Here is a 19,244-nt window from a genome sequence, read left to right as displayed (position 1 = left end):
GAAGTCATGACGATACGGGTAAACGGCACGGAAGTTTCACCGCCCGATGATGCGCGGGTATCGCTGCTCGACCTGTTGCGCGAGCATCTCCACCTCACCGGCACCAAGAAGGGATGCGACCAGGGCGCCTGCGGCGCTTGCACGGTTCTACTCGATGGCAATCGCGTTTTATCCTGTCTCACGCTCGCCGCGCAGGCGGAGGGGAGCGACGTCCGGACGATTGAGGGCCTCGCCGGTGAGGGCGACGATCTGCATATGCTGCAGCAAGCCTTCGTTGAATATGACGGCCTCCAATGCGGCTATTGCACCCCGGGTCAGATCTGCTCGGCGATCGCCATGGCGGACGAGCTACGGCGGGGCGACCCCAGCTACGTGACCCGCGATATTGCCGCAAGTCCGCCCCCGGTGACGCGCGCGGAGATCCGCGAGCGCATGAGCGGCAATCTCTGTCGCTGCGGCGCGCATAATGGCATTGTTGAAGCGATCGAGCACATGCTGAGGGAGACCGCGGCATGAGGACGTTCGAATATATCCGCGCGGCGGATCGAGCCGATGCCGTGGCGCGCGCCCGAAGAGGCGCCAGGTTTCTAGGCGGTGGAACCAACATCGTCGATCTGCTGCGCCAGAATGTCGAACAGGCAAGCGAACTGGTGGATGTCAGCCGGCTGGATGGCGCCATCCGCCAAAGCGACGGCGGCGGGCTGCTGATCGACGCGTCGGTTCGCAACGCCGCCCTTGCCGCACACCCGCTCGTACGCCGCCGCTATCCCGTGCTTTCACGCGCGCTGCTCGCCGGCGCCTCCGCACAGATCCGCAACATGGCGACGGTCGGGGGCAATATCCTCCAGCGTACGCGTTGCATGTATTTTTACGATGTCGAGGGCGCACGCTGCAATAAGCGGCAGCCGGGCACCGGCTGCGACGCACTCGATGGGTTCAATCGCTATCATGCAATCCTGGGTGCGTCGGACCAGTGCGTCGCAACGCACCCTTCCGACATGTGCGTTGCGCTTGCCATGCTCGATGCCTTGATCCATCTCTCCGGCCCCGACGGTAAGCGATCGATCCGGCTAACGGATTTTCACGTTCTGCCGAACGCCTCCCCACACATCGAGACCGTGCTGAAACCGGGAGAGTTGATCACCGGCGTTGAACTGCCGCCGCCTTCGGACGCAGTCACGCATTCCGAATATCGCAAGGTCCGCGATCGCTCCAGCTACGCTTTCGCACTGATCTCCGTCGCAGGCGGCCTGGCGCTGACGGATGGACGCGTTACCGAAGCCCGGATTGCGCTCGGCGGTGTCGCCGCCAGGCCATGGCGGGCGGCGCGGGCGGAAGCGGCGCTGATCGGCGTTGCGCCGACCGAAGAGGCTTTCCTAGCCGCAATCCGCGAAGAACTTGCCGACGCGCAGCCGCTGTCGGGCAACGCTTTCAAGATTGTCCTTGTCGAACGAACGGTAGTCGCTCTGCTGGCCGCGCTCGCAGGAGCACACCAATGACCAAGTTGCAGAATGCCATCGTCGGCGGCGTGCGCGCTGTCCTTGGCCATGTCCCGGCGAGCTGGTTGCCCGGTGGCACCCCGGATCCGCTGATCGACAAGCGTGTCGCGCTCGGAAGGCAGCAGTCGCGTGTCGACGGGCCCGATAAGGTCCGCGGGGCGGCGCAGTTCGCCGCGGAAGTTCCGATGGACGATCTCCTCTACGCCGCCTTCGTCCATTCCACGATCGCCCGCGGCAACATCGCCGACCTGGACGTGTCCGCAGCCGAAGCGGCGCCCGGCGTCGCGCTGGTCATGACCTACCGCAACACGCCCAAATTGGGTGTTCCGCCGACCGTGGGACTGACCAACCTCAAGGCTGCCGGCAACCACACACTGCCGATCATGCAGGACCCCGAGATCCGCTGGAACGGTCAGGTTGTTGCGGTGGTCCTCGCCGAGACGCGCGAGCAGGCCGATCACGCGGCCACCTTGGTCCGCGTGCGCTATGCCTCCGCACCGGCCCGTACCCGGTTCGAGGAGGGCAAGAACAGCGCCTATACGCCGGAGTCGATCCTCGTCGAGCGCAACCGCCTGGACAAGGGCGATGCACGCAGGAAGCTCGCCGAGGCGGCCTTCAAGGTTGACGCCGTCTATAAGACGCCTTGGGAGAACCATAATCCGATCGAGCCTCATGCCGCGACGATTGTCTGGCGGGATGGCAAGCTGATCGTTCACGACGCGACCCAGATGATAAACGCCACCGCCGGTTCGCTCGCGAAGGTCTTCGGGCTGAAGGCGGACGAGGTACATGTGAGCTCGCCCTATGTCGGTGGCGGGTTCGGCGCGAAGGCCATGTGGGATCACCAGATCCTCGGCGCGGCCGCCGCAAAGCTCGCGGGTCGTCCGGTGCGTGTCACCCTCTCACGCGCCAGCATGCACCGGCTGGTGGGCGGGCGCATGCGGACCGAGCAGCGGGTGGCGCTGGGCGCGGATGCAGAAGGCAGGCTCAAGGCGCTGCTGCACCACGGCTATGGCGTCAAGCCGCGGCACAGCGTCTGCGACGAAGGGTTCAGCCTCACCGGTCGGTCGCTCTACGCCAGCGAGAGCTTCGATGTCGTCCAGCATTATGTCGATCTCGACCTGCTGGCGAACAGCTTCATGAGGGGGCCAGGTGAGACGCCAGGCACCTTCGCGATCGAGTGCGCGATGGACGAACTGGCCCACGCGCTCGGCATGGACCCCATCGAACTGCGCCGACGCAATGCCGCGACCCGCGACGCCGTGAGCGGGGCACCGCACTCGCAGAACGCCATGATGGAGGCGTATGACCTCGGGGCGGCGCGCATCGGCTGGAGCCGGCGCACGGCTGAGCCCGGTAGCCGGCGTGAAGGCGAGTGGCTGATCGGCATGGGCTGCGCGAGCGGCACCTTTCCGTTCACGCGGATGCCGGGCACATCCGCTCGGATCACTATCGACGGCAACGGCGACGCCCATGTCGCCAGTGCGGCGCACGAAATGGGTATGGGCACCGCGACGGTCCAACGACAGCACGCCGCCGATCGCCTGGGCCTCCCGCTCGATCGCGTCACGGTGACGATCGGGGATTCAAGCCTGCCTTTCGCAAGCTTCGCCGGCGGGTCGTCGCAGACGGCCTCGCTGGCGGCAGCCGTCAGCGCGGCGAGCGGGAAGCTTGCGGTTCAACTCATGCGGCTGGCTGGCAACGACACGCCGCTGGCGGGCCTCAAGCCGAGCGAGGTCGAGTTCGCCGACGGCGGCTTGCGCAGCGTCGACGATCCGGCCCGCCACGAAAGCTTCACCTCCATCCTGCGCCGCGCCGGTCGAAGCGAACTGAGCGCGATCGGGGAAAGCGGCGCGCCGCTGGAGATTCTCAAATTCTCGATGCACAGCACTTCCGCGATCTTCTGCGAACTGCGTGTCAGCGACGTCACGGGCGAAATCCGCGTGGACCGTCTGGTCGGAGCCTTCGATTGCGGTCGCATCCTGAACGCCAAGACGGCGGCAAGCCAGTTCAAGGGCGGCATGATCATGGGCCTCGGCATGGCCTTGACCGAGGAGACCCTGCTCGACGAACGGACCGGCCGTATCATGAGCACGTCTCTGGCCGACTATCATGTGCCGGTGCATCTCGACGTGCCTGACATCGATGTCTTGTGGACCGACATCCCCGATCCGCGCGCACCGCTGGGGGCGCGCGGGATCGGCGAAATTGGAACGACCGGCGTGGCGGCGGCCATTGCCAACGCGGTCTTCAATGCAACAGGCAAACGCTTGCGCGACCTGCCTCTAACACTCGACAAGCTGATCTGATCCCGGCTGCTGGCGGCGTGGTCTGTCGAGCCGTCAGCAGCCAAAGGCTGGGCGTAGAGCGGCCGGCTGAGAACCTTCGGCCCCTTATAAAGATCCAGCTCCTTTCCGGACCGGATTTTGATCAGGCGCATCTACGAATTCCACCACTCTCGCGCGGTCCCAATGCCTGCCGCGGCGCCATTACGGCTCCATGATGACCCGGCCAAGTGGCTTCGCTCTCTCCGCGAAATCATGGGCGGCCCTGGCTTCAGAAAGGGGGAAACTCTTTCGATCCTAACCTCGATCTCGCGGTTCTCCAGCGCGACCAGTAACGCGTCGACCGTCGAGCGTATCCGGGGCCTTTCGAAAAGCCGGCCCATGAAGACCCCGTGCAAAGTCTGATTTGACTGCATGGCCGGCCACAGATCCACCGAAAGGTTTCCACCGCCCGCGTTCCCCACAAACACGAGACGGCTCTCGGGCGAAAGAACAGCGAGCGAAGAAGGCAAGGTGGCGCCAACGGGATCGATAACGAGATCGACACCGTTGCCTCTCGTGATGTCTTGCACGGCTTCAACAAGGTCTTGAGAGGACCGATCAATAACGTGATCGGCGCCAAGCGACGATATTTTTTCCAGCCGCTTTTCCCCGCTTGAGACGGCAATTACCGTTGCTCCCGCTTGCGCTGCGAGTTGCACCGCTGCGAGGCCAACTCCGCCGGCAGCGCCCTGAAGGAGGACCGTCTCATGACGAAGGAGACCACCCCTGCCAGGTCCGCAACACATTGCCGCCTCGTCTGGTAGACCAAATCCACCCCTGCCATTTTTTGAGCAGAGACGAGAATGCCGGCTTTTCGATTGCAAAGCACGGCTAATCAGTCCGCGCGGAATTTCCCAACTAATCATTCCGACTTGCCCGATTTATTTTGGGACGGAATGAGATTTCGGACTGCGAGCCGAAACGGATGACGCCCCACGATTGTTGCACTTCAACAGGAGACGAAATCCAGATGTCAGACGCACACGATAGCAAGATTTTCGAAGTTACCCGACGACAGGTGTTGGAGGTTGGAACGATTGTTTCAATGTCTGGAATGCTCCCGGCAGCTGCACAGGCACAAGGTTCGGTCTCACAACCCACGCCGGAGAACGGCGCGACGGTCAGGGTCAGCTTTCAAATCAACGGCCAGCCGGGTGCCATGGAGATTGATGCCCGGGCATCCTTGCTGGATATGCTGCGTGAGCGACTGGGTCTTGCCGGCGCCAAGAAGGGATGCGACCACGGTCAGTGCGGTGCCTGCACTGTCCACATCGACGGGCGTCGGGTCGCTTCCTGCCTGACACTCGCCGCCAAAGTCGATGGCCGCACCGTCACGACCATCGAAGGAATCGGCAGCGCGGACGCTCTACATCCCATGCAGCAGGCGTTCATCGACCACGATGCGTTGCAGTGCGGCTACTGTACGCCCGGTCAGATCATGGCGGCAATTGCTTGCGTGAAGGAAGGCCATGCGTCTACGCCCGAAGACATCAGGGAATATATGAGCGGCAATATCTGTCGATGCGGAGCCTATGTCGGCATTGTCGCTGCGATCCAGCAGGCAGCTCCCCAGATTGAGCGGGGCTGAGCCATGAGGTCATTATCCTATGTCCGAGCCGGGAACGTTCGCGAAGCAATCGAGGCATTTGCTGCGGCTGGCGAAGGCGCACGTTACATTGCCGGCGGAACGACGCTGTACGATCTGATGAAGCTTGGCGTCGAACGCCCCGCTCACCTGATCGACATCGCCTCCCTTGAAGGGGCCGACCGGATCGATACACGTGGCGACGTTCTGTTTTTCGGTGCTGGAGCGCTGATGGCGGACGTTGCCGAAGATGATGTCATACGCCGTGACTATCCGGTTCTCGCCGAGAGCCTTTCGAAAGCGGCGTCCCAGCAACTCCGCAACATGGCAACCGTCGGCGGCAACCTGCTGCAGCGAACCCGCTGTCCCTATTTCAGAAACGGTGCGATCGGTGCTTACCCGTGCAACAAGCGGGAGCCCGGCTCCGGATGCGCCGGTATCGGTGGCGTTGATCGCGGGCAAGCCGTTCTCGGCGCCAGCGACGCTTGTAACGCCGTTTCGCCGGGTGACTGGCCCGTAGCGTTGACGGCGATGGACGCGACGATAGAGATCAGCGGTCCCGCCGGAACACGGTCGGTCCCGATTTCCGACTTTTACCGGTTGCCCGGCAACACACCACATCTCGAATTCGCGATCGAAGCCGGCGAGATCGTAACCGGGATATCCGTGCCGAAAACAGCAGCGGGCAGAAACTCAACCTACCTCAAAGTGCGCGACCGGGAGTCCTATGCCTTTGCGCTGGCGTCGGCGGCCGTGGCGCTTCGGATGGACGGCAATCATGTGCGACAGGCGCATATCGCTCTTGGCGGCGTTGCCACCCGCCCCTGGCGCGCGAGGGAGGCGGAGGCGCTTTTGAACGCTCAAACGATTGACAGGGAGATTGCATTGGCGGCTGGCAGAGCGGCATTCGCCGACGCCCGGGCAGGAGAACACAACGCATTCAAGATTGAACTTGGCGCTCGTACCCTTGCAGATGCCATCATGATCGCTGGAGGGAAGATTCAATGACACAGGAACCGACTGCTGACCGCCCTCGGATCGATGCCTATGAAAAAGTGCTTGGTCGCGCGCTATATGCGGCAGACCAGCCGATCACCGGCCTGCTTCATGCGATGACGGTTCCGGCAACAATCGCAAAGGGACGTATCGAAGCGATCGACGCGACCGCCGCACAGAAGGTGCCGGGGGTCGTGCGCGTTTTCACATATGAGGATTTCTCTCAGATCAAGACGACACCTGCTGCTCGCGGTGCCTATGGTCAACCCGGCAAGGGCCATCAGCCGATGACGAGCCCGGTCGTGCGCCACCGAGGCGAAGCGGTTGCCCTGGTTGTTGCCGAGACGTTGGAAGCCGCTATCGAGGGCGCCGAGGCTATCAAGGTCCGCTATGCCTCGGGGCCGTTCAGCGCTCGCATGGAAGACGAGCTTGCCAGCCCCGAGGCCGAGCCCGACCGCCAGCTATCCTCCGGTGATGCGCAAGCAGCGTTCGCTGCAGCCAATCATCGCATCGATGTGGAGTATCTGCATCCACAGCAGCATCATAATCCGATCGAGTTGATCTCGACGACCGCCGCATTCGAGGATGGCGAGCTTAGGATTTATGAGGGAACGCAGGCGGCGTCTGCCTTCGCCGGCGGCCTTGCAGGCATGATGGGAATGGACCCGACGCGACTGCGCGGCGTGAGCCCCTATACCGGCGGAGGCTTTGGGCAGAAGAACGGTATTCAAGAGCAGAGTGTGCTCGTAGCAAGTGCCGCCGCCCTGCTGCGCCGGCCGGTAAAACTCGTGATGCCACGCGGTCAGTTGTTTCATACCGCGTCCTATCGCCCACGAAGCCGCCACCGCATTCGGCTGGGGGCGGATGAACAGGGGCGTCTGCTGGCCGGGCTTTATGAAACGGTCCAGCAGAATAGCCGGTACGATGGATTTGCTTGTGACCACGGGGCCAATCCCCCACGGATGTACGGCTACCGTACCTGGCAGGGAAGTGACCGGATCGTCAGAGTCGATACGCAGACCCCCGGACATCAGCGCGCGCCCCATGAGCATCCCTCGAGCTACGCTACGGAATGCGCAATGGATGAACTCGCAGAGGCTGTCGGAATGGACCCGGTTGAGTTCCGCCTCGCTAACGACACCCAAAATGATCCGATCACAGGCAAACCTTTCTCATCCCGTCATCTCGCGGGCTGTTTGATGCGCGGAGCCGAAATGTTCGACTGGAACCGACGGCGGCGCGAGCCGGGCGCGTTGGTCGCGGACAATGGCGGCCTCATAGGCCTCGGCGTCGCATGCGGGAGTTACAAGGGATCGATGACCGCCGCCGTAACAACGCTTCGTCTTTTCGCAAGCGGACGATGTGAAATCGCGACCTCCGGTCACGAGATGGGGCAAGGCATCCGCAGCGTCATCGCTGCCGAGCTTATCGAGATTCTTGATGTGGACCCAACCAAGCTCGAAATTCGCATCGGCGACACCGGACATGCGCCACAGCATATAACCGCCGGCTCATGGGGAACGGGCAGCGTTGCGCCGGCAGCACGAAGCGCCGCGATGAAAATGCGGGAAGAGCTTAGCGCTCTCACCGGTGCTCCATTGTCGGAAGAACCGGTTCATGTCCAGCTTGCCCGAACCCGTCGCCTCTCCCTGGAAGTCACTGTCAACACGATCCCTCTCGGCAAGGACGGGCAAGTGATCGAGCAATTGCGCAGAGGCATCCCATCCACGACCGGCCCGGAATATCCCGAGTTCATGGCCTTCAGCTGGATCGCCCATTTCGCCGAAGTTCACGTGGAGACGTCAACCGGGCGTGTGCGCGTTAAACGCGTCGTCAGCGTTGCCGACTGCGGCCGGGTCATGAACCGGCGAACGGCGGAAAGCCAGGTCAGGGGCGGTGTCGTCTGGGGAATTGGTGCGGCGCTTCGTGAGGCGGGTGAAACAGACCCTCGCTTCGGCGGCGTGCTTAACAACGATCTTGCCGAATATGTCGTGCCGGTCAACGCCGACATCGGCACCATCGATGTCGATTTCATCGGTGAACCGGACTTCAAGCTCAACATGTCCGGCGTCAAAGGTCTCGGCGAAGTCGCAATGGTCGGAGCGGCCGCAGCCGTCGTCAATGCTGTCTACAACGCAACGGGCAGACGGATCCGGCATCTGCCAATACGCATCGAAGATTTGCTCTGACAGCCATGCCTCAACGGCAAGGCATGAAAGATGGAGAAAGGGCTAAGCATGCCCTTTCCCGTGCACAGTCCCGCGACAGAAAAAGAGGCATCCTATCCTCCAGCCTTTGAAATTCCGGAGTGCTTATTGCGTTGGAGCCTCCTGATGCGGACCGGCTGCAGCACCGCCTCTCCCAAGGCCGACATCCGCACTGGATCGGCAGCGACGTAGGACGGGTCGGCGATCAGACGGAAGACTTCATGTTGTCAAAACCCCACCAGCCGCCCGAACGGCCTCGGGGGTATCCACGTCCAGATGCGCCGCATCGCCGATATCCGTGTCGATAATCGGTAGCCCCGAAGTTTCGATGATATGTCGCGCTCCGACATCGCCCTCAAGCCGCATTACAGCGTCGCCAAGCGATTTGGGAAGAATGACCGGGTTGCCACGCTTTCCGCGCGAGACTGCGCGGACGATCGCGCGCCCGGAAGCAGAGCGGAAGGCTGCGATCAGGAGATTGAGATCGTCTGCCTTCACGCCGGGCATATCGGCGAGCATGACGAGAACACCATCCGCATCGCGCGCTACTCGAGCTGAAAACCCTGACATCAGCGAGCTTGCCATACCGGATGCATAGTCAGGGTTCTCCACAGCCGTCACATCCAGTCCGGACAACGCCGCCATAATCTCGCTTCGCCGGTGGCCTGTCACGACGATGACGGATGACGCGTCGGCAGCAAGGGCAGTCTTCGCCGTACGGCGCACCAGCGGCTCGCCATCGAACTCGGCCAACAGCTTGTGAGCACCGCCCTCGCCCATTCGGCTCGCCTTACCGGCGGCCAGAATGACCGCTGCGACAGTCGCCGCCCGGTGATTGTCCTCGAAGTTTTCCCGCGGCCGCGGCCTGGTCTCGATCTCCATCAGCAGCCCTCCGACACCCATGCCCGCCAGATCCCGGGCATCCGGCTTCTCACCCGCGAGAATGCGGTCCAGAACCCAATCGAAGCCGTTCTCTTTAGGGCTCCGGGCGCATCCAGGCGCCCCCACGACATAGGTCTCGCCGATCCGCCCAAGAACAATCAGGTTACCGGGATCGACTGGCATGCCGACGCTCAGAACCTCGCCACCTGCCTGGCGGATAGCTGCGGGTATGACATCGTCCTCATCGATTACCGCCGAAGCCCCAAAGACAATGACAAGCTTCGGAGAGCGTTCAGAGGTGGCCATCGCCTGGCCGATGGCGGTGGCAACGGCATCATGTCTGTGAGCCACCCGCTGCTCGCGTTCCAGCCGGTTGCCGTATGCCGCAAGCCGGCGCTCCAAGATACGCGCCATCTTGTCCATAACCGCAGGCTTCAGCGACGGCAGTTGCGTGGCGACAAGCGACACCGCGTGTTCTCTGAACGGTTTGACCCCGAAAGCCGCGGCCATTCTCAAGGCGTCACAAGCGGTCTCCACCTTGTTGCCCGGCAGAGCAAGCGGAATGATCTTGAACGTTGCCACCATGTCCCCAGCCCGGACACGCACATGATCGGCGAGACAGGCCAGTGTAATCGCCGGATCGATCCGGTTGACGCGATTGACGACATCACGATCTGCGACGAAGAGCCCGTCAGTTGCGGCATAAACGTTCACGCGCCCGGTCGCAGCTTCGGAGAAACGCAGGTGGTCCGGCGCGATAGCCGCAGCAAGCCGGCGGGCCGCCTCGTTTTCGTCGAGGTCGCCGTCCTCCATCCGCGCTGCGGTGACGCTGGCGATACCGGCCTGCTTGAGTGCCTCGACATCGGCTGGAGAAAGACGGTGCCCTTTGCCCAACGTCCGCTCCGGCAATCGGACCGCGTGCGCCAGTATTAGCCCCTCCGCACTGGCGACCGGAAACTCGCCGAATGTCATTGAACGTCGCTCTTCCGCAATATGATATCACGCGTTCGCAACGCCTCGATGATCTGTGCGAGGATGGCGACCGCAATCTCGGCCGGACTGGCAGCCCCGATAGGCAACCCGACCGGCCCGTTGATGCGGGCGAGCGCCTTGTCGGCAAAGCCCTCGGCCCTCAGGCGATCCAGACGCGATGCATGCGTTCTTCTGCTTCCGAGAGCCCCGACATAGAAGCAACCGCGACGCAGGGCCTCCGCAATCGGGAAATCATCTATTTTCGGATCATGCGTCACGGCAACGAGCGCAGTGTAAGTGTCAAGCGGCTTGTCCTTCAATGCATCCGCGGGCCAGTCAGTCACCAGGTTGATCCCGGCAAAACGCTCAGGCGTTGCAAATGCCGTCCGCGGATCAATGATACGGACACCAAAGCCAGCGAGTGCTGCCATCTTGGCTAAGACCTGACTGATATGAACGGCTCCGATAACAACGACATCGGGTGGCGGCAGATAAACGTTCAGGAAATAGCGAGCACCGTCAAGCTCGACAACGCTTGAACGCCCGGAGCGGAACGCAGAAGCCACCGCCTCGCCGAGAACACCATCAAGCTCATCACCTTCTGCAATGACGCTCGCATCGCCGCTGCCCATATCGGTAATCAATGCAGCCGCAACCCGCGCCCGCCTGTAGGCGTTCAGCCGCTCCAGCGTCGCAAGCTCCATCAGCCAAGCCTTTCTACATAGACGCGAATGCGTCCGCCGCAGGACAGGCCGACGCGCCAGGCCGTCTCATCGGCAACGCCGAATTCCAGCATCTTCGCCTCACCAGTGCTTATGACATCGAGTGCTTCGGAGATAACAGCGCCTTCGACGCAACCTCCCGAAACAGAGCCTTCAAAATTGGCGTCGCTATCGATCACCAGATGGCTCCCTGCTGGCCGCGGCGCCGAACCCCATGTCTCGATGACGGTGGCGATCGCGACCTCGCGGCCACTCTTCCTCCACGTTTCCGCGGTCACCAGTGGATCAAGGTCCATCATCATCTCGTTCATGCAGCACTCCTCGCGCTCTCCAAAGCATCCCGCCTCGTCGCCGGCCGGATCCGAACGTCGCTGGAAGATGATTTTATCATAACGGCAGTTCTCCTCGCCGTCATACCTTACCTTCCATACACTGCATCGAGTTTCGCTGGCGTCACCACCGATCAGGATCGCGTTCTTTGGCGCTCGTCCAATGGTTGTCAGCAGCCCCACTTTGAAATCAACATCATTCGCTTTGTCCGTGCAAAGGGTACGCGACATTGCAACGGCGATTCCAGTTGCATAAATGTATCCGGCCTCTCGCGAGTGGACTGCTGCTGCAGCCTGGTCATGATGAGATCCACACAGGCCGTTCTCAATAAACGGGCCACTATCATCCCGATACGGTGCACGATCCCCTCTGGTCGGCTTAGTACCAGCTCCAGACAACGGCTTGAGTGAGATTTCCTCTCACATGGGTTGGGTCGGTCCATTATGTTAGAGCCGAGCGCGAAGGGAGCAAAGCAATGTCGGCAGCTGCAACTGCGTTTTCACAATCATTCTTTCACGGAACCCGTGCAAATCTCCGGCCCGGCGGCATGATCACCGTCGGTTACCAGTCCAATTTCGCCGGCACGCCGTTGTCGTGGGTATATTTCGCAGGCACCATGGATGCAGCGATATGGGGCGCCGAATTGGCCGCGGGTGAAGGGCCCGAACGTATCTATGTGGTCGAGCCCACGGGCGCGTGGTTCGACGATCCGAATGTGACAGACAAGAGATTTGCGGGCAATCCGACGCTCTCATATCGATCACGGGACCCGTTGCGGATTATCGGAGAGGTCGTGAACTGGCAGGGCCATTCGGCGGAACAGATCCGGGAGATGAAAAACGGAATCGCGCGGTTAATGCAAGAAGGCAAGAACGTCATTATCGACTGACCGCGGTCAGCTATTGATACTGTTCCGGGCAAGGCCGGTCTCAGCCACCCCTGTGCTCCGAGGCATTCAACTTGGATGTAAGCCGGTCACCCGGACAAAGGGAAGCTCGTAAAAAACCAGGAGGGCCGCGCTGGTTCGGGCATGGGGTGGCAGTTCCGCTCCAGCCAGTTTTGTGGAGATGTTGTCGCGCAGCCGATAATAGCGCAGCATCATTGTCGCTGCGAAACCCATATAGAAGGGCGCGGCTTTCAGTGGCTCCAGCTTGAGGGCAAGTTCGTTTTCCGGTTTGCCGAGCGCCCATTCCGAGAGAATTGAACCGAGCATGAAGCCGGTCGGCACCGCGGCCCGAAAGACCGGTCAAAGCAACGACGCCCGGCGCGAGATCGTAAAAGCGCGGAACGGTGCGATATTGCATATAGAGCGCCTCTCTTACGGCCGCATCCTTGAACTGCGGGCGCTCCATGTTGAACGAGAGCGATTCAATCGTCGAGCCCGGCACGACATTGACGACCTTGCCGGCAAGGTCCTTCGCCTCGTCATAATGGTCGGGCGTGATCCATTGCAGACCCACGACGTCAATGTCGCCGGTCTTGAACTGGGTGTACATGACGTTGAGGTCGGGCACATACTTGTAGACCAGGCGCTCGATGTGCGGACCTTCACCGAAGTAATCCGTGTTGGCGTCAAGAAGGATGTAGTCGCCTGCAACCCGCTCCTTCCACTTGAACGGGCCTGTTCCAACCGGTGCGTTGTTATAGGCGGCGGTGTTGCGGTCGGCTTCCGCGCCGAGAAGATGCTTCGGTGTGATGAAGGTGGAGGCGAGGATCGAGGGATAAGGCGCGAAGGGTTTTTCCATTCTTCAGGTGATTTCCGTCGGCGAAACCACCGTCAGATCACGCACGAACTCATGTCCAGTCTTGCGCCATGAACGGAAGTTGGGATCGACCAGAAGTTCCAGCGTGAATTTCACGTCTTCGGCGGTGAACGGCTTGCCGTCGTGCCATTTCACGCCGTCGCGCAGCTTGACCTTCCAGTTGAGACCGTCGGCACTTCGGCGGCAAGAACCGCGACGAAGGCGCCCTTCTCATCGACATAAAACAGCGGGTCGAAGATGCTGAAATGGATATCTTCATCCACTTCGATATGTGGCATATGCGGATTGAATACGGTTGGCTCCTGCGAGAAGCCGACCGTCAGTTGGCCCTTGGCGTCCTTGTCCTGCGCCATGGCGCGGGAAAGCCAGGAAGGCCGGAAAGGACGACGCCGGAGGCGCCGAGCGCCAAAAGGCCGAGTGCCTGGCGGCGAGTCGCATTGATAAGCGGCTTGTTCTGGTCGGACATTTTTAGTTCCCCTTGTTCCGATGGTTGAACACGACGATTATTTTGCTTCCGCCTCTTTGGGGCGGTACTACTCCCGTCAGCAGTTGCCTGCCTCATGCGTCAAAAGGATCGGCGGCATGAGGCCGCCGGGCTTGCCATGTCAGAAGCCGCTGACCAGCTCGATCTTCGAACCGTCGCTGAAGCGGCTGAAACGGAAATCGCGACGATCGACAATCGGATCGCGGCCGGTGACGATATCCGCCATGAGTTTTCCCGCCGCCGGACCGATGCCGAAGCCATGGCCGGAAAAGCCGGTTGCGACATGGAAGCCCGGGATGGCGTCGATATTGTCAATCACCGGAATGGCGTCTGGCGTCACATCAATCATGCCCGCCCAGCGCTGGGAAATTTCGGCCTTTTCGAAGACCGGGAAGGCTTTCTTCAGCTCGGCAAAGGCCCCATCCGTCATGTCCATGACCGGAACGGGGTCGAGCACGCGGTTATATTCGAAGGGTGACGCCTCATCGAGCGTCCAGCGGCGCGGGATGTGCCATTCATCGTAAAAGCGGCCTGTCAGGCGCAAGTTAAGCGAGCGCCATTCATGTCGCAGGGCCGGCAGGAACTTCAGCGCATAACGGAAGGATGCCGGCACGATATCGACGACGTTCTGGAAGCCGTTCGCGATTGTATAACCACCGTCCAGACGTTTGCGGACGGCAAAACCGTTTGACCAGATTGCCTCATCCGGACCACCCTCCAGCGGTTTGGTGCGCAGCACGGAATTCATGACCTTGAGCTGCGGCAGGTCGAGGCCGTTATTGCCGAGGAAGAGGCTGGACCAGGCCCCACCCGCCATTACTGCCGCCTTGCAGGCGATTTCGCCGCGCTCCGTCACAACACCCGAGACCTTGCCACCGGAAAGCTGCAGGCCGCGCACCGCGCATTCGGTCAGGATGAAGGCGCCGCGGTCGCGGGCAGCTTCGGCGATGGCAGGGGCGGCGCGCTGCGGCTCGGCCCGGCAATCGCCGGCGGTATAGAGCGCACCGGCAACATCCATGTTAGAGTCAGGATATTTCGCCTTGAATTCCGCAGCACTCAGCATGCGGCTTTCAATCTGGTAGCCCTCCAGATTGCGGTTCCAGCGTTCGTGCTCGGAAAACTCCTTTTCGTTTGCACAAGTGAAGACGATGCCGGAACGCTTGAACCCGGTTTCTCGCCCCGTGCGGCGATTGAGATCCGCCCAGATGCGCAGCGATTCCGCCATCAAAGGCACTTCGCGCGGGTCGCGACGGGAAATACGCACCCAGCCCCAGTTTCGGCTGGATTGTTCGTGACCGATACCGCCCTTTTCGCACAGCGCGACACGCAGCCCCAGATCGGCAAGTTCGAGCGCGGTCGAGGTGCCGATAATGCCACCGCCAATTACAACGACATCGACTTCTTTCGGCAATTCCGCATCGCCATGGACGGGAACGACATAAGGACCGGGCATGTCAGAAAAACTCCTCGAGCTGGCAATTGACGGCGAATTCGGCGACGGAAGCCTCGTTCGGTAGGGAGAGCAGCATGGCAATGATGCGGGCGAGATCGGCAGGCTGGGTCATTTGATCTGCCGGTTGTTCGGACAGGGCCATCGCCATATCCGTGGCGACGAAACCGGGGCATACGGCAGTGGCACGCACGCCGCTTTCGAAGCCCGCCTGCCGGATGGCATGCGCAAGCGCGACCGCCGCGAATTTGGAGAGAGAATAGCTGCCGGCCGATGCGGACTTCACCCGCTTGCCGGATAGGGAAGCGAGGATGATGACCCGGCCACGGCCACTTTCGCGCAACGCTTCCCAGGCGGCCTTAACCAGTCGTCTCGGCGCCTTGACGTTGACCGCAAGCATGGCGTCAATGTCATCGTCATCCGCTTCGATTACCGTCTTCGGGATCATGATGCCGGCATTGGCGACGACGGCATCGATACGACCGAAACGCTGCAAGGCGTCGTCCGCCCAGCGCTTCTCGGCAGTCGCATCAAAAGCGTCATAGTGGGCAAGATGGACCTGTGCTTCATGGCCGATGGCCCATTGCGGCAACGATGGGCCGCGCATGCCCAGCGATACCGACCATCCTTCGCCAAGAAGAGTAGCGGCGACATGATCGCCTATACCCCTGTTTGCCCCTGATATGAGAGCCACACGTCCTGTCGTCTGCACCATCATGCAAGCCCCACAATATGCCGGTAGGCGCGACGCAGGATGTCGATGACCTGTTTCTGCTCGTCTTCTGGAATGAAGCTGAAGAAATCGCGCGATTGCTGCGGCACGATCTCGCGAACTTTCGTTGCAAGTGCCGAGCCGGCTTCTGTGATGTAAAGCTCCTGGGCGCGGCTGTCGTCCGGCGACACCTCCCGTCGGATCAGATCGTGCGACACCATCTGGTCGATGATCCTGCCCATTGCCGAGCGGTCCCGCATCGTCAGATGGGCTATCACCGATGGACGGATGCCCGGATAGTCATCAACGAGCAGCAGGGTCGTGATCTTCCCCGTTCCCTTCGCCACATCCAGTCCGTCCAGCCGGGCATCGAGATCACGCGAGACGGCTAGGTTGATCGTGCGGATGTAAAAGCTCAGCGTGTCTTCAAGCACATCGAGATTGATGTCAGTCGGCGATGTCGGCGGATTTTCAGTTGGTTTGGACATGGAGTTCCCGTTCGCATGGTCAAGGATCAGCGTTGGCGCACACGCGTTTCCGGCGTGCCGCAATGCAGGTTTTCGGCCATGTCGTATGTCAGTTTCGTGACTGAATGAAAGAGTAATTAGTGGACAAACGCAACTAGTTTTTACCTCCAAAATCACGTTTTATTATTTATATCAGCTGCTTACTGGCGGTGATGGATTTGCCGGACCCGGATTCACCGATGATGCACAGGATTTCACCTGCATGGAGGTCGAACGAGATATCTTTTACCGCGTGGGTGCGCTCCATTCCCGGCGGAAGATCCATCGTGAGATTGCGAACGGACAGCACCACGTCGGCTGACGTGGTTGGATGCGACATAAGTTCCCCTTGTTTTTTTGTAACTTTGTTCGCGTTGGCCGACGCGTCATGCGCCGAGGACAATATAGTGGACATTATCTACTATATTGTTCAGTAGCGATGACGCTCGCCGAATGAACCAGGTTTTTTGATTTTCACTGAGAACTGGAACTGGCGCCCAGTTCGTGATCCCTTGATTGCGATAGTCCACGAAGAACGGGATAATGATGAAATCCACGCCTTGGCCGCCGACGCCATCCATGGATCATGTCTCGTGGGATCCAGTCATCGGAACGACGAAGCGCATCGACGTCGAGCCGCTGCCTCGACGATCGCCTCCGCGTCGGCCGCATCATTCTTGTGTCGTTTGACGAAAGGCTTCCCGTAGACGGCGGAATCCGACTGCGTCCTCTTTTGGACATAAATTCGCCAGTCAGACTTTTGGATCGTCGTCCTCAGCGATTTTTCGCAAAAGGAACAGGAGCGCGACCTTTTCCGCCGGGTTCAGTCGCCTCATAGTCTGTTCACTGATGATATGTCCTCGCGGGTACATCTGCTGGAGGATGGCTTCCCCCTTCGGCAACAGTGAGATAATCACTTTTCGCCCATCGACCTCGTCTCTGGAGAGGTCAACGAGGCCGCGGGCCTTCAGGCGCTCGACGATACCCCGGATGGTGGCCTGATCGACGGAGGTGGCCTTGACGAGTTCAACCTGCGAGCTCGGACCGAGATCATGCAGGGCACACAGGGTTACGAACTGGACCGATGTCAGGTCAGGATCACTTGCGTTGCTCTGGAAGATGGAAAGGTGCCGCTGATAGGCCTTGCGCAGCAGGTGCCCGACCTGCTCAGTAACCTGGTAAAGCCCCGCCGCCTGCTCGTGCTCGTCTTTGTCATCAGCCATGATGGTGGCACCCGTATTGATATCTCATTCGTCTTCGTGCAAAACGCCGCAAATCGCAACACCATCTGTGCGCGAATTTCATCCATTGCAGGCGCTTCGCGCGCAACGCCGGAATTTGCCACGCAGCGTCAAACTGCGTGGCGATAGAACATGGGCCTATTCGAGCACCTGATCTTTCGATTCCGCATTGATCAGCCAAACGCTGACAGCGGCCACAACCAGCAATCCTGAAATCACCCCAAGCGCAAGGCCGAAATTCGAGGTCATCAGAGGTGCGACGATCGAAGGGGCCAGCAGGCCGCCGAACCGGGCAACCGATCCGGCCATGCCCATGCCGCTGGCGCGAAGCGTGGTCGGGTAGATCTCCGGCGTGAAGGCATAGATCGCGCCCCAGGTTCCGAGAAGTGCAAAGCTGAGCAGCAGGGTTGCCGCGACGATGATCTCCGCCGTCTGCCCCAGGCCATAGGCGAGTGTACCGACCGCACTGAGCAGAAGGAACCCGATCAGCGTGGGCTTGCGGCCCCATTTCTCTACACCATAGGCGGCAAGCGCGTAACCGGGTAGCTGGGCGATAGCCAGAATGACGAGGAAGACCTGACCGCGGACGAAGCCGAAGCCGTCGGCCGCGAGCTTGACCGGCAGATAGACGAAGACGCCGTAATAGGAGACCGAAATCAGCATCCAGGCCAGCATCAGGAAGACGGTGCGGCGACGCAGATCACTTGAGAAAAGCGCACCGACACTCTTCTTCTGGGGTGTCTGCGGCTTCAGCGGCGAAATTTCAACATTATTGCCGTTTGCCTTGGCAACTTTCTGCAAGACCTGACGTGCCTCATCGGAACGCCCCTGCTGATTGAGGTAGAGCGGTGATTCCGGAACATAAAAGCGCAAGACGACGCCGATCAAGGCGGGAAGTCCGGTCACGAAGAAGATCGTCCTCCAGGCCTCGCCACCCTGCGTGCCTGCCACGAGGGCGAGAAGGGCCAGCGCCACCGTGCCGACGGCCCAAAAGCCTTCAAGCAGCACGAGCCAGCGGCCGCGCCGGTCGGAGGGAAGGAATTCCGCCATCATGGCATAATCGACAGGAAGCGTTCCGCCGACGCCAAGGCCGGTCAGAAAGCGCGCGACAAGAAGCCATTGGAGGTCCGGCGCGAAGGCAGATGCCACGCCGCAGATCGCGTCGAGAATGATCGCGATGAACAAGACGGGCCGGCGGCCGATCCGGTCTGCCAGGCGACCGAAAACAAAGGCGCCGATGAGCATTCCGAAGAAGAATAGCGTGCCGGTCTGTAAGGCCTCCGGGACCGTGACGCCGAAACTTTTGGCGATCGATGGCGCGCTGAAGCCGATCGCCAGAACCTGCATGGCATCGGCCGCCCAGACGAGGCCGAAAATGACAAATAGACGTTTTTGAAAGCGGCCGACACCGGCGGCTCGGATGCCGTCTTCTACTGTAATGGCTGATTGCATGGTTTCCCTCTTTTATAAATGTATAGTTGGCGTTCTGTGAGAGCGGTGATCTTTGCCACCTTGGTTCTCGTGGAACCGAGCACATGGATATGCCCGGCTCCGACCGCCTTGGGGAC

17 protein-coding genes and 2 pseudogenes are annotated in these 19,244 nt (G+C 60.9%); 7 read left to right on the top strand and 12 right to left on the bottom strand.

What is annotated here, in order from left to right; all coding sequences use genetic code 11:
* Nucleotides 1–6: 6 nt before the first annotated feature.
* The 3 genes from B5M41_RS22145 to B5M41_RS22135 are packed head-to-tail and all read left to right on the top strand — an operon-like array spanning nucleotide 7 to nucleotide 3,808.
* On the top strand, nucleotides 7–516 hold the full coding sequence (locus B5M41_RS22145; RefSeq protein ID WP_134650225.1) for a 2Fe-2S iron-sulfur cluster-binding protein: 510 nt from the start codon (nucleotides 7–9) through the stop codon (nucleotides 514–516).
* The gene (locus tag B5M41_RS22140) at nucleotides 513–1,499 is read left to right on the top strand and encodes an FAD binding domain-containing protein (protein ID WP_134650224.1); all 987 of its coding nucleotides are present in this window, start codon (nucleotides 513–515) and stop codon (nucleotides 1,497–1,499) included. Before B5M41_RS22145 ends, B5M41_RS22140 begins: the two co-directional genes overlap by 4 nt.
* Entirely contained in the window at nucleotides 1,496–3,808 is a 2,313-nt protein-coding gene (locus B5M41_RS22135) for a xanthine dehydrogenase family protein molybdopterin-binding subunit (RefSeq protein WP_134650223.1), read from the top strand. The genes B5M41_RS22140 and B5M41_RS22135 overlap by 4 nt, the downstream gene beginning before the upstream one ends.
* A gap of 131 nt (nucleotides 3,809–3,939) precedes the next feature.
* Here the strand turns inward: B5M41_RS22135 and B5M41_RS22130 are convergent, their stop codons facing one another.
* Nucleotides 3,940–4,485 carry a quinone oxidoreductase family protein gene (locus B5M41_RS22130; RefSeq protein WP_329959101.1) on the bottom strand — a complete coding sequence of 182 codons (546 nt, stop codon included), beginning with the start codon at nucleotides 4,483–4,485 and terminating at the stop codon, nucleotides 3,940–3,942.
* 311 nt (nucleotides 4,486–4,796) lie between these two features.
* Here B5M41_RS22130 and B5M41_RS22125 point away from each other — a divergent pair, with 311 nt between their 5' ends.
* Genes B5M41_RS22125 through B5M41_RS22115 form a run of 3 tightly spaced genes read left to right on the top strand, consistent with a single transcriptional unit; the run spans nucleotide 4,797 to nucleotide 8,596 of the window.
* Entirely contained in the window at nucleotides 4,797–5,414 is a 618-nt protein-coding gene (locus tag B5M41_RS22125; RefSeq protein WP_134650222.1) for a (2Fe-2S)-binding protein, read from the top strand.
* A gap of 3 nt (nucleotides 5,415–5,417) precedes the next feature.
* On the top strand, nucleotides 5,418–6,419 hold the full coding sequence (locus B5M41_RS22120) for an FAD binding domain-containing protein (protein WP_134650221.1): 1,002 nt from the start codon (nucleotides 5,418–5,420) through the stop codon (nucleotides 6,417–6,419).
* Nucleotides 6,416–8,596, top strand: a complete 2,181-nt coding sequence (locus B5M41_RS22115; protein WP_134650220.1) for a xanthine dehydrogenase family protein molybdopterin-binding subunit — start codon at nucleotides 6,416–6,418, stop codon at nucleotides 8,594–8,596. The genes B5M41_RS22120 and B5M41_RS22115 overlap by 4 nt, the downstream gene beginning before the upstream one ends.
* Before the next feature lie 237 nt (nucleotides 8,597–8,833).
* Here the strand turns inward: B5M41_RS22115 and B5M41_RS22110 are convergent, their stop codons facing one another.
* The 3 genes from B5M41_RS22110 to B5M41_RS22100 are packed head-to-tail and all read right to left on the bottom strand — an operon-like array spanning nucleotide 8,834 to nucleotide 11,501.
* Nucleotides 8,834–10,468: an NTP transferase domain-containing protein gene (locus tag B5M41_RS22110; RefSeq protein WP_134650219.1), complete on the bottom strand. Its 1,635-nt coding sequence runs from the start codon at nucleotides 10,466–10,468 to the stop codon at nucleotides 8,834–8,836.
* Nucleotides 10,465–11,172 (bottom strand): XdhC family protein, encoded by a 708-nt coding sequence (locus B5M41_RS22105; protein ID WP_134650218.1) that lies wholly within the window; start codon nucleotides 11,170–11,172, stop codon nucleotides 10,465–10,467. Before B5M41_RS22105 ends, B5M41_RS22110 begins: the two co-directional genes overlap by 4 nt.
* Nucleotides 11,172–11,501, bottom strand: coding sequence for an XdhC family protein (locus B5M41_RS22100; RefSeq protein WP_134650292.1), 330 nt, complete (start codon nucleotides 11,499–11,501; stop codon nucleotides 11,172–11,174). The genes B5M41_RS22105 and B5M41_RS22100 overlap by 1 nt, the downstream gene beginning before the upstream one ends.
* A 494-nt stretch (nucleotides 11,502–11,995) precedes the next feature.
* On the opposite strand from B5M41_RS22100, the gene arr reads away from it, so the two are divergent.
* Nucleotides 11,996–12,409 carry an NAD(+)--rifampin ADP-ribosyltransferase gene (arr, locus tag B5M41_RS22095; RefSeq protein WP_134650217.1) on the top strand — a complete coding sequence of 138 codons (414 nt, stop codon included), beginning with the start codon at nucleotides 11,996–11,998 and terminating at the stop codon, nucleotides 12,407–12,409.
* A gap of 66 nt (nucleotides 12,410–12,475) precedes the next feature.
* Here arr and B5M41_RS22090 read toward each other — a convergent pair.
* The 8 genes and pseudogenes from B5M41_RS22090 to B5M41_RS22055 all read right to left on the bottom strand — a co-directional run bounded on the left by B5M41_RS22090 (nucleotide 12,476) and on the right by B5M41_RS22055 (nucleotide 19,128).
* A pseudogene (locus B5M41_RS22090) lies at nucleotides 12,476–13,749 on the bottom strand (peptide ABC transporter substrate-binding protein).
* Between the two features lie 139 nt (nucleotides 13,750–13,888).
* A complete protein-coding gene (locus tag B5M41_RS22085; RefSeq protein ID WP_134650216.1) occupies nucleotides 13,889–15,220 on the bottom strand; it encodes an NAD(P)/FAD-dependent oxidoreductase in 1,332 nt (443 codons plus the stop codon).
* A gap of 1 nt (nucleotide 15,221) precedes the next feature.
* Nucleotides 15,222–15,932: an SDR family NAD(P)-dependent oxidoreductase gene (locus B5M41_RS22080; RefSeq protein WP_134650215.1), complete on the bottom strand. Its 711-nt coding sequence runs from the start codon at nucleotides 15,930–15,932 to the stop codon at nucleotides 15,222–15,224.
* Nucleotides 15,932–16,417, bottom strand: a complete 486-nt coding sequence (locus tag B5M41_RS22075; protein WP_134650214.1) for a MarR family winged helix-turn-helix transcriptional regulator — start codon at nucleotides 16,415–16,417, stop codon at nucleotides 15,932–15,934. Before B5M41_RS22075 ends, B5M41_RS22080 begins: the two co-directional genes overlap by 1 nt.
* A gap of 181 nt (nucleotides 16,418–16,598) precedes the next feature.
* Nucleotides 16,599–16,775 (bottom strand): annotated as a pseudogene (locus B5M41_RS22070) (ATP-binding cassette domain-containing protein); the annotation flags it as partial.
* Between the two features lie 46 nt (nucleotides 16,776–16,821).
* Nucleotides 16,822–17,016 carry a hypothetical protein gene (locus B5M41_RS22065; RefSeq protein ID WP_134650213.1) on the bottom strand — a complete coding sequence of 65 codons (195 nt, stop codon included), beginning with the start codon at nucleotides 17,014–17,016 and terminating at the stop codon, nucleotides 16,822–16,824.
* 171 nt (nucleotides 17,017–17,187) lie between these two features.
* Nucleotides 17,188–17,658 carry a MarR family winged helix-turn-helix transcriptional regulator gene (locus tag B5M41_RS22060; RefSeq protein ID WP_134650212.1) on the bottom strand — a complete coding sequence of 157 codons (471 nt, stop codon included), beginning with the start codon at nucleotides 17,656–17,658 and terminating at the stop codon, nucleotides 17,188–17,190.
* A 156-nt stretch (nucleotides 17,659–17,814) separates the two neighbouring features.
* The gene (locus B5M41_RS22055; RefSeq protein ID WP_134711007.1) at nucleotides 17,815–19,128 is read right to left on the bottom strand and encodes an MFS transporter; all 1,314 of its coding nucleotides are present in this window, start codon (nucleotides 19,126–19,128) and stop codon (nucleotides 17,815–17,817) included.
* Nucleotides 19,129–19,244: the final 116 nt, after the last annotated feature.

The organism is Shinella sumterensis (assembly GCF_004514425.2).
Taxonomy (GTDB): Bacteria; Pseudomonadota; Alphaproteobacteria; order Rhizobiales; family Rhizobiaceae; genus Shinella; species Shinella sumterensis.
Note: the sequence above shows the minus strand (reverse complement) of the source record. Positions and strands in the feature narration are given on the sequence as shown.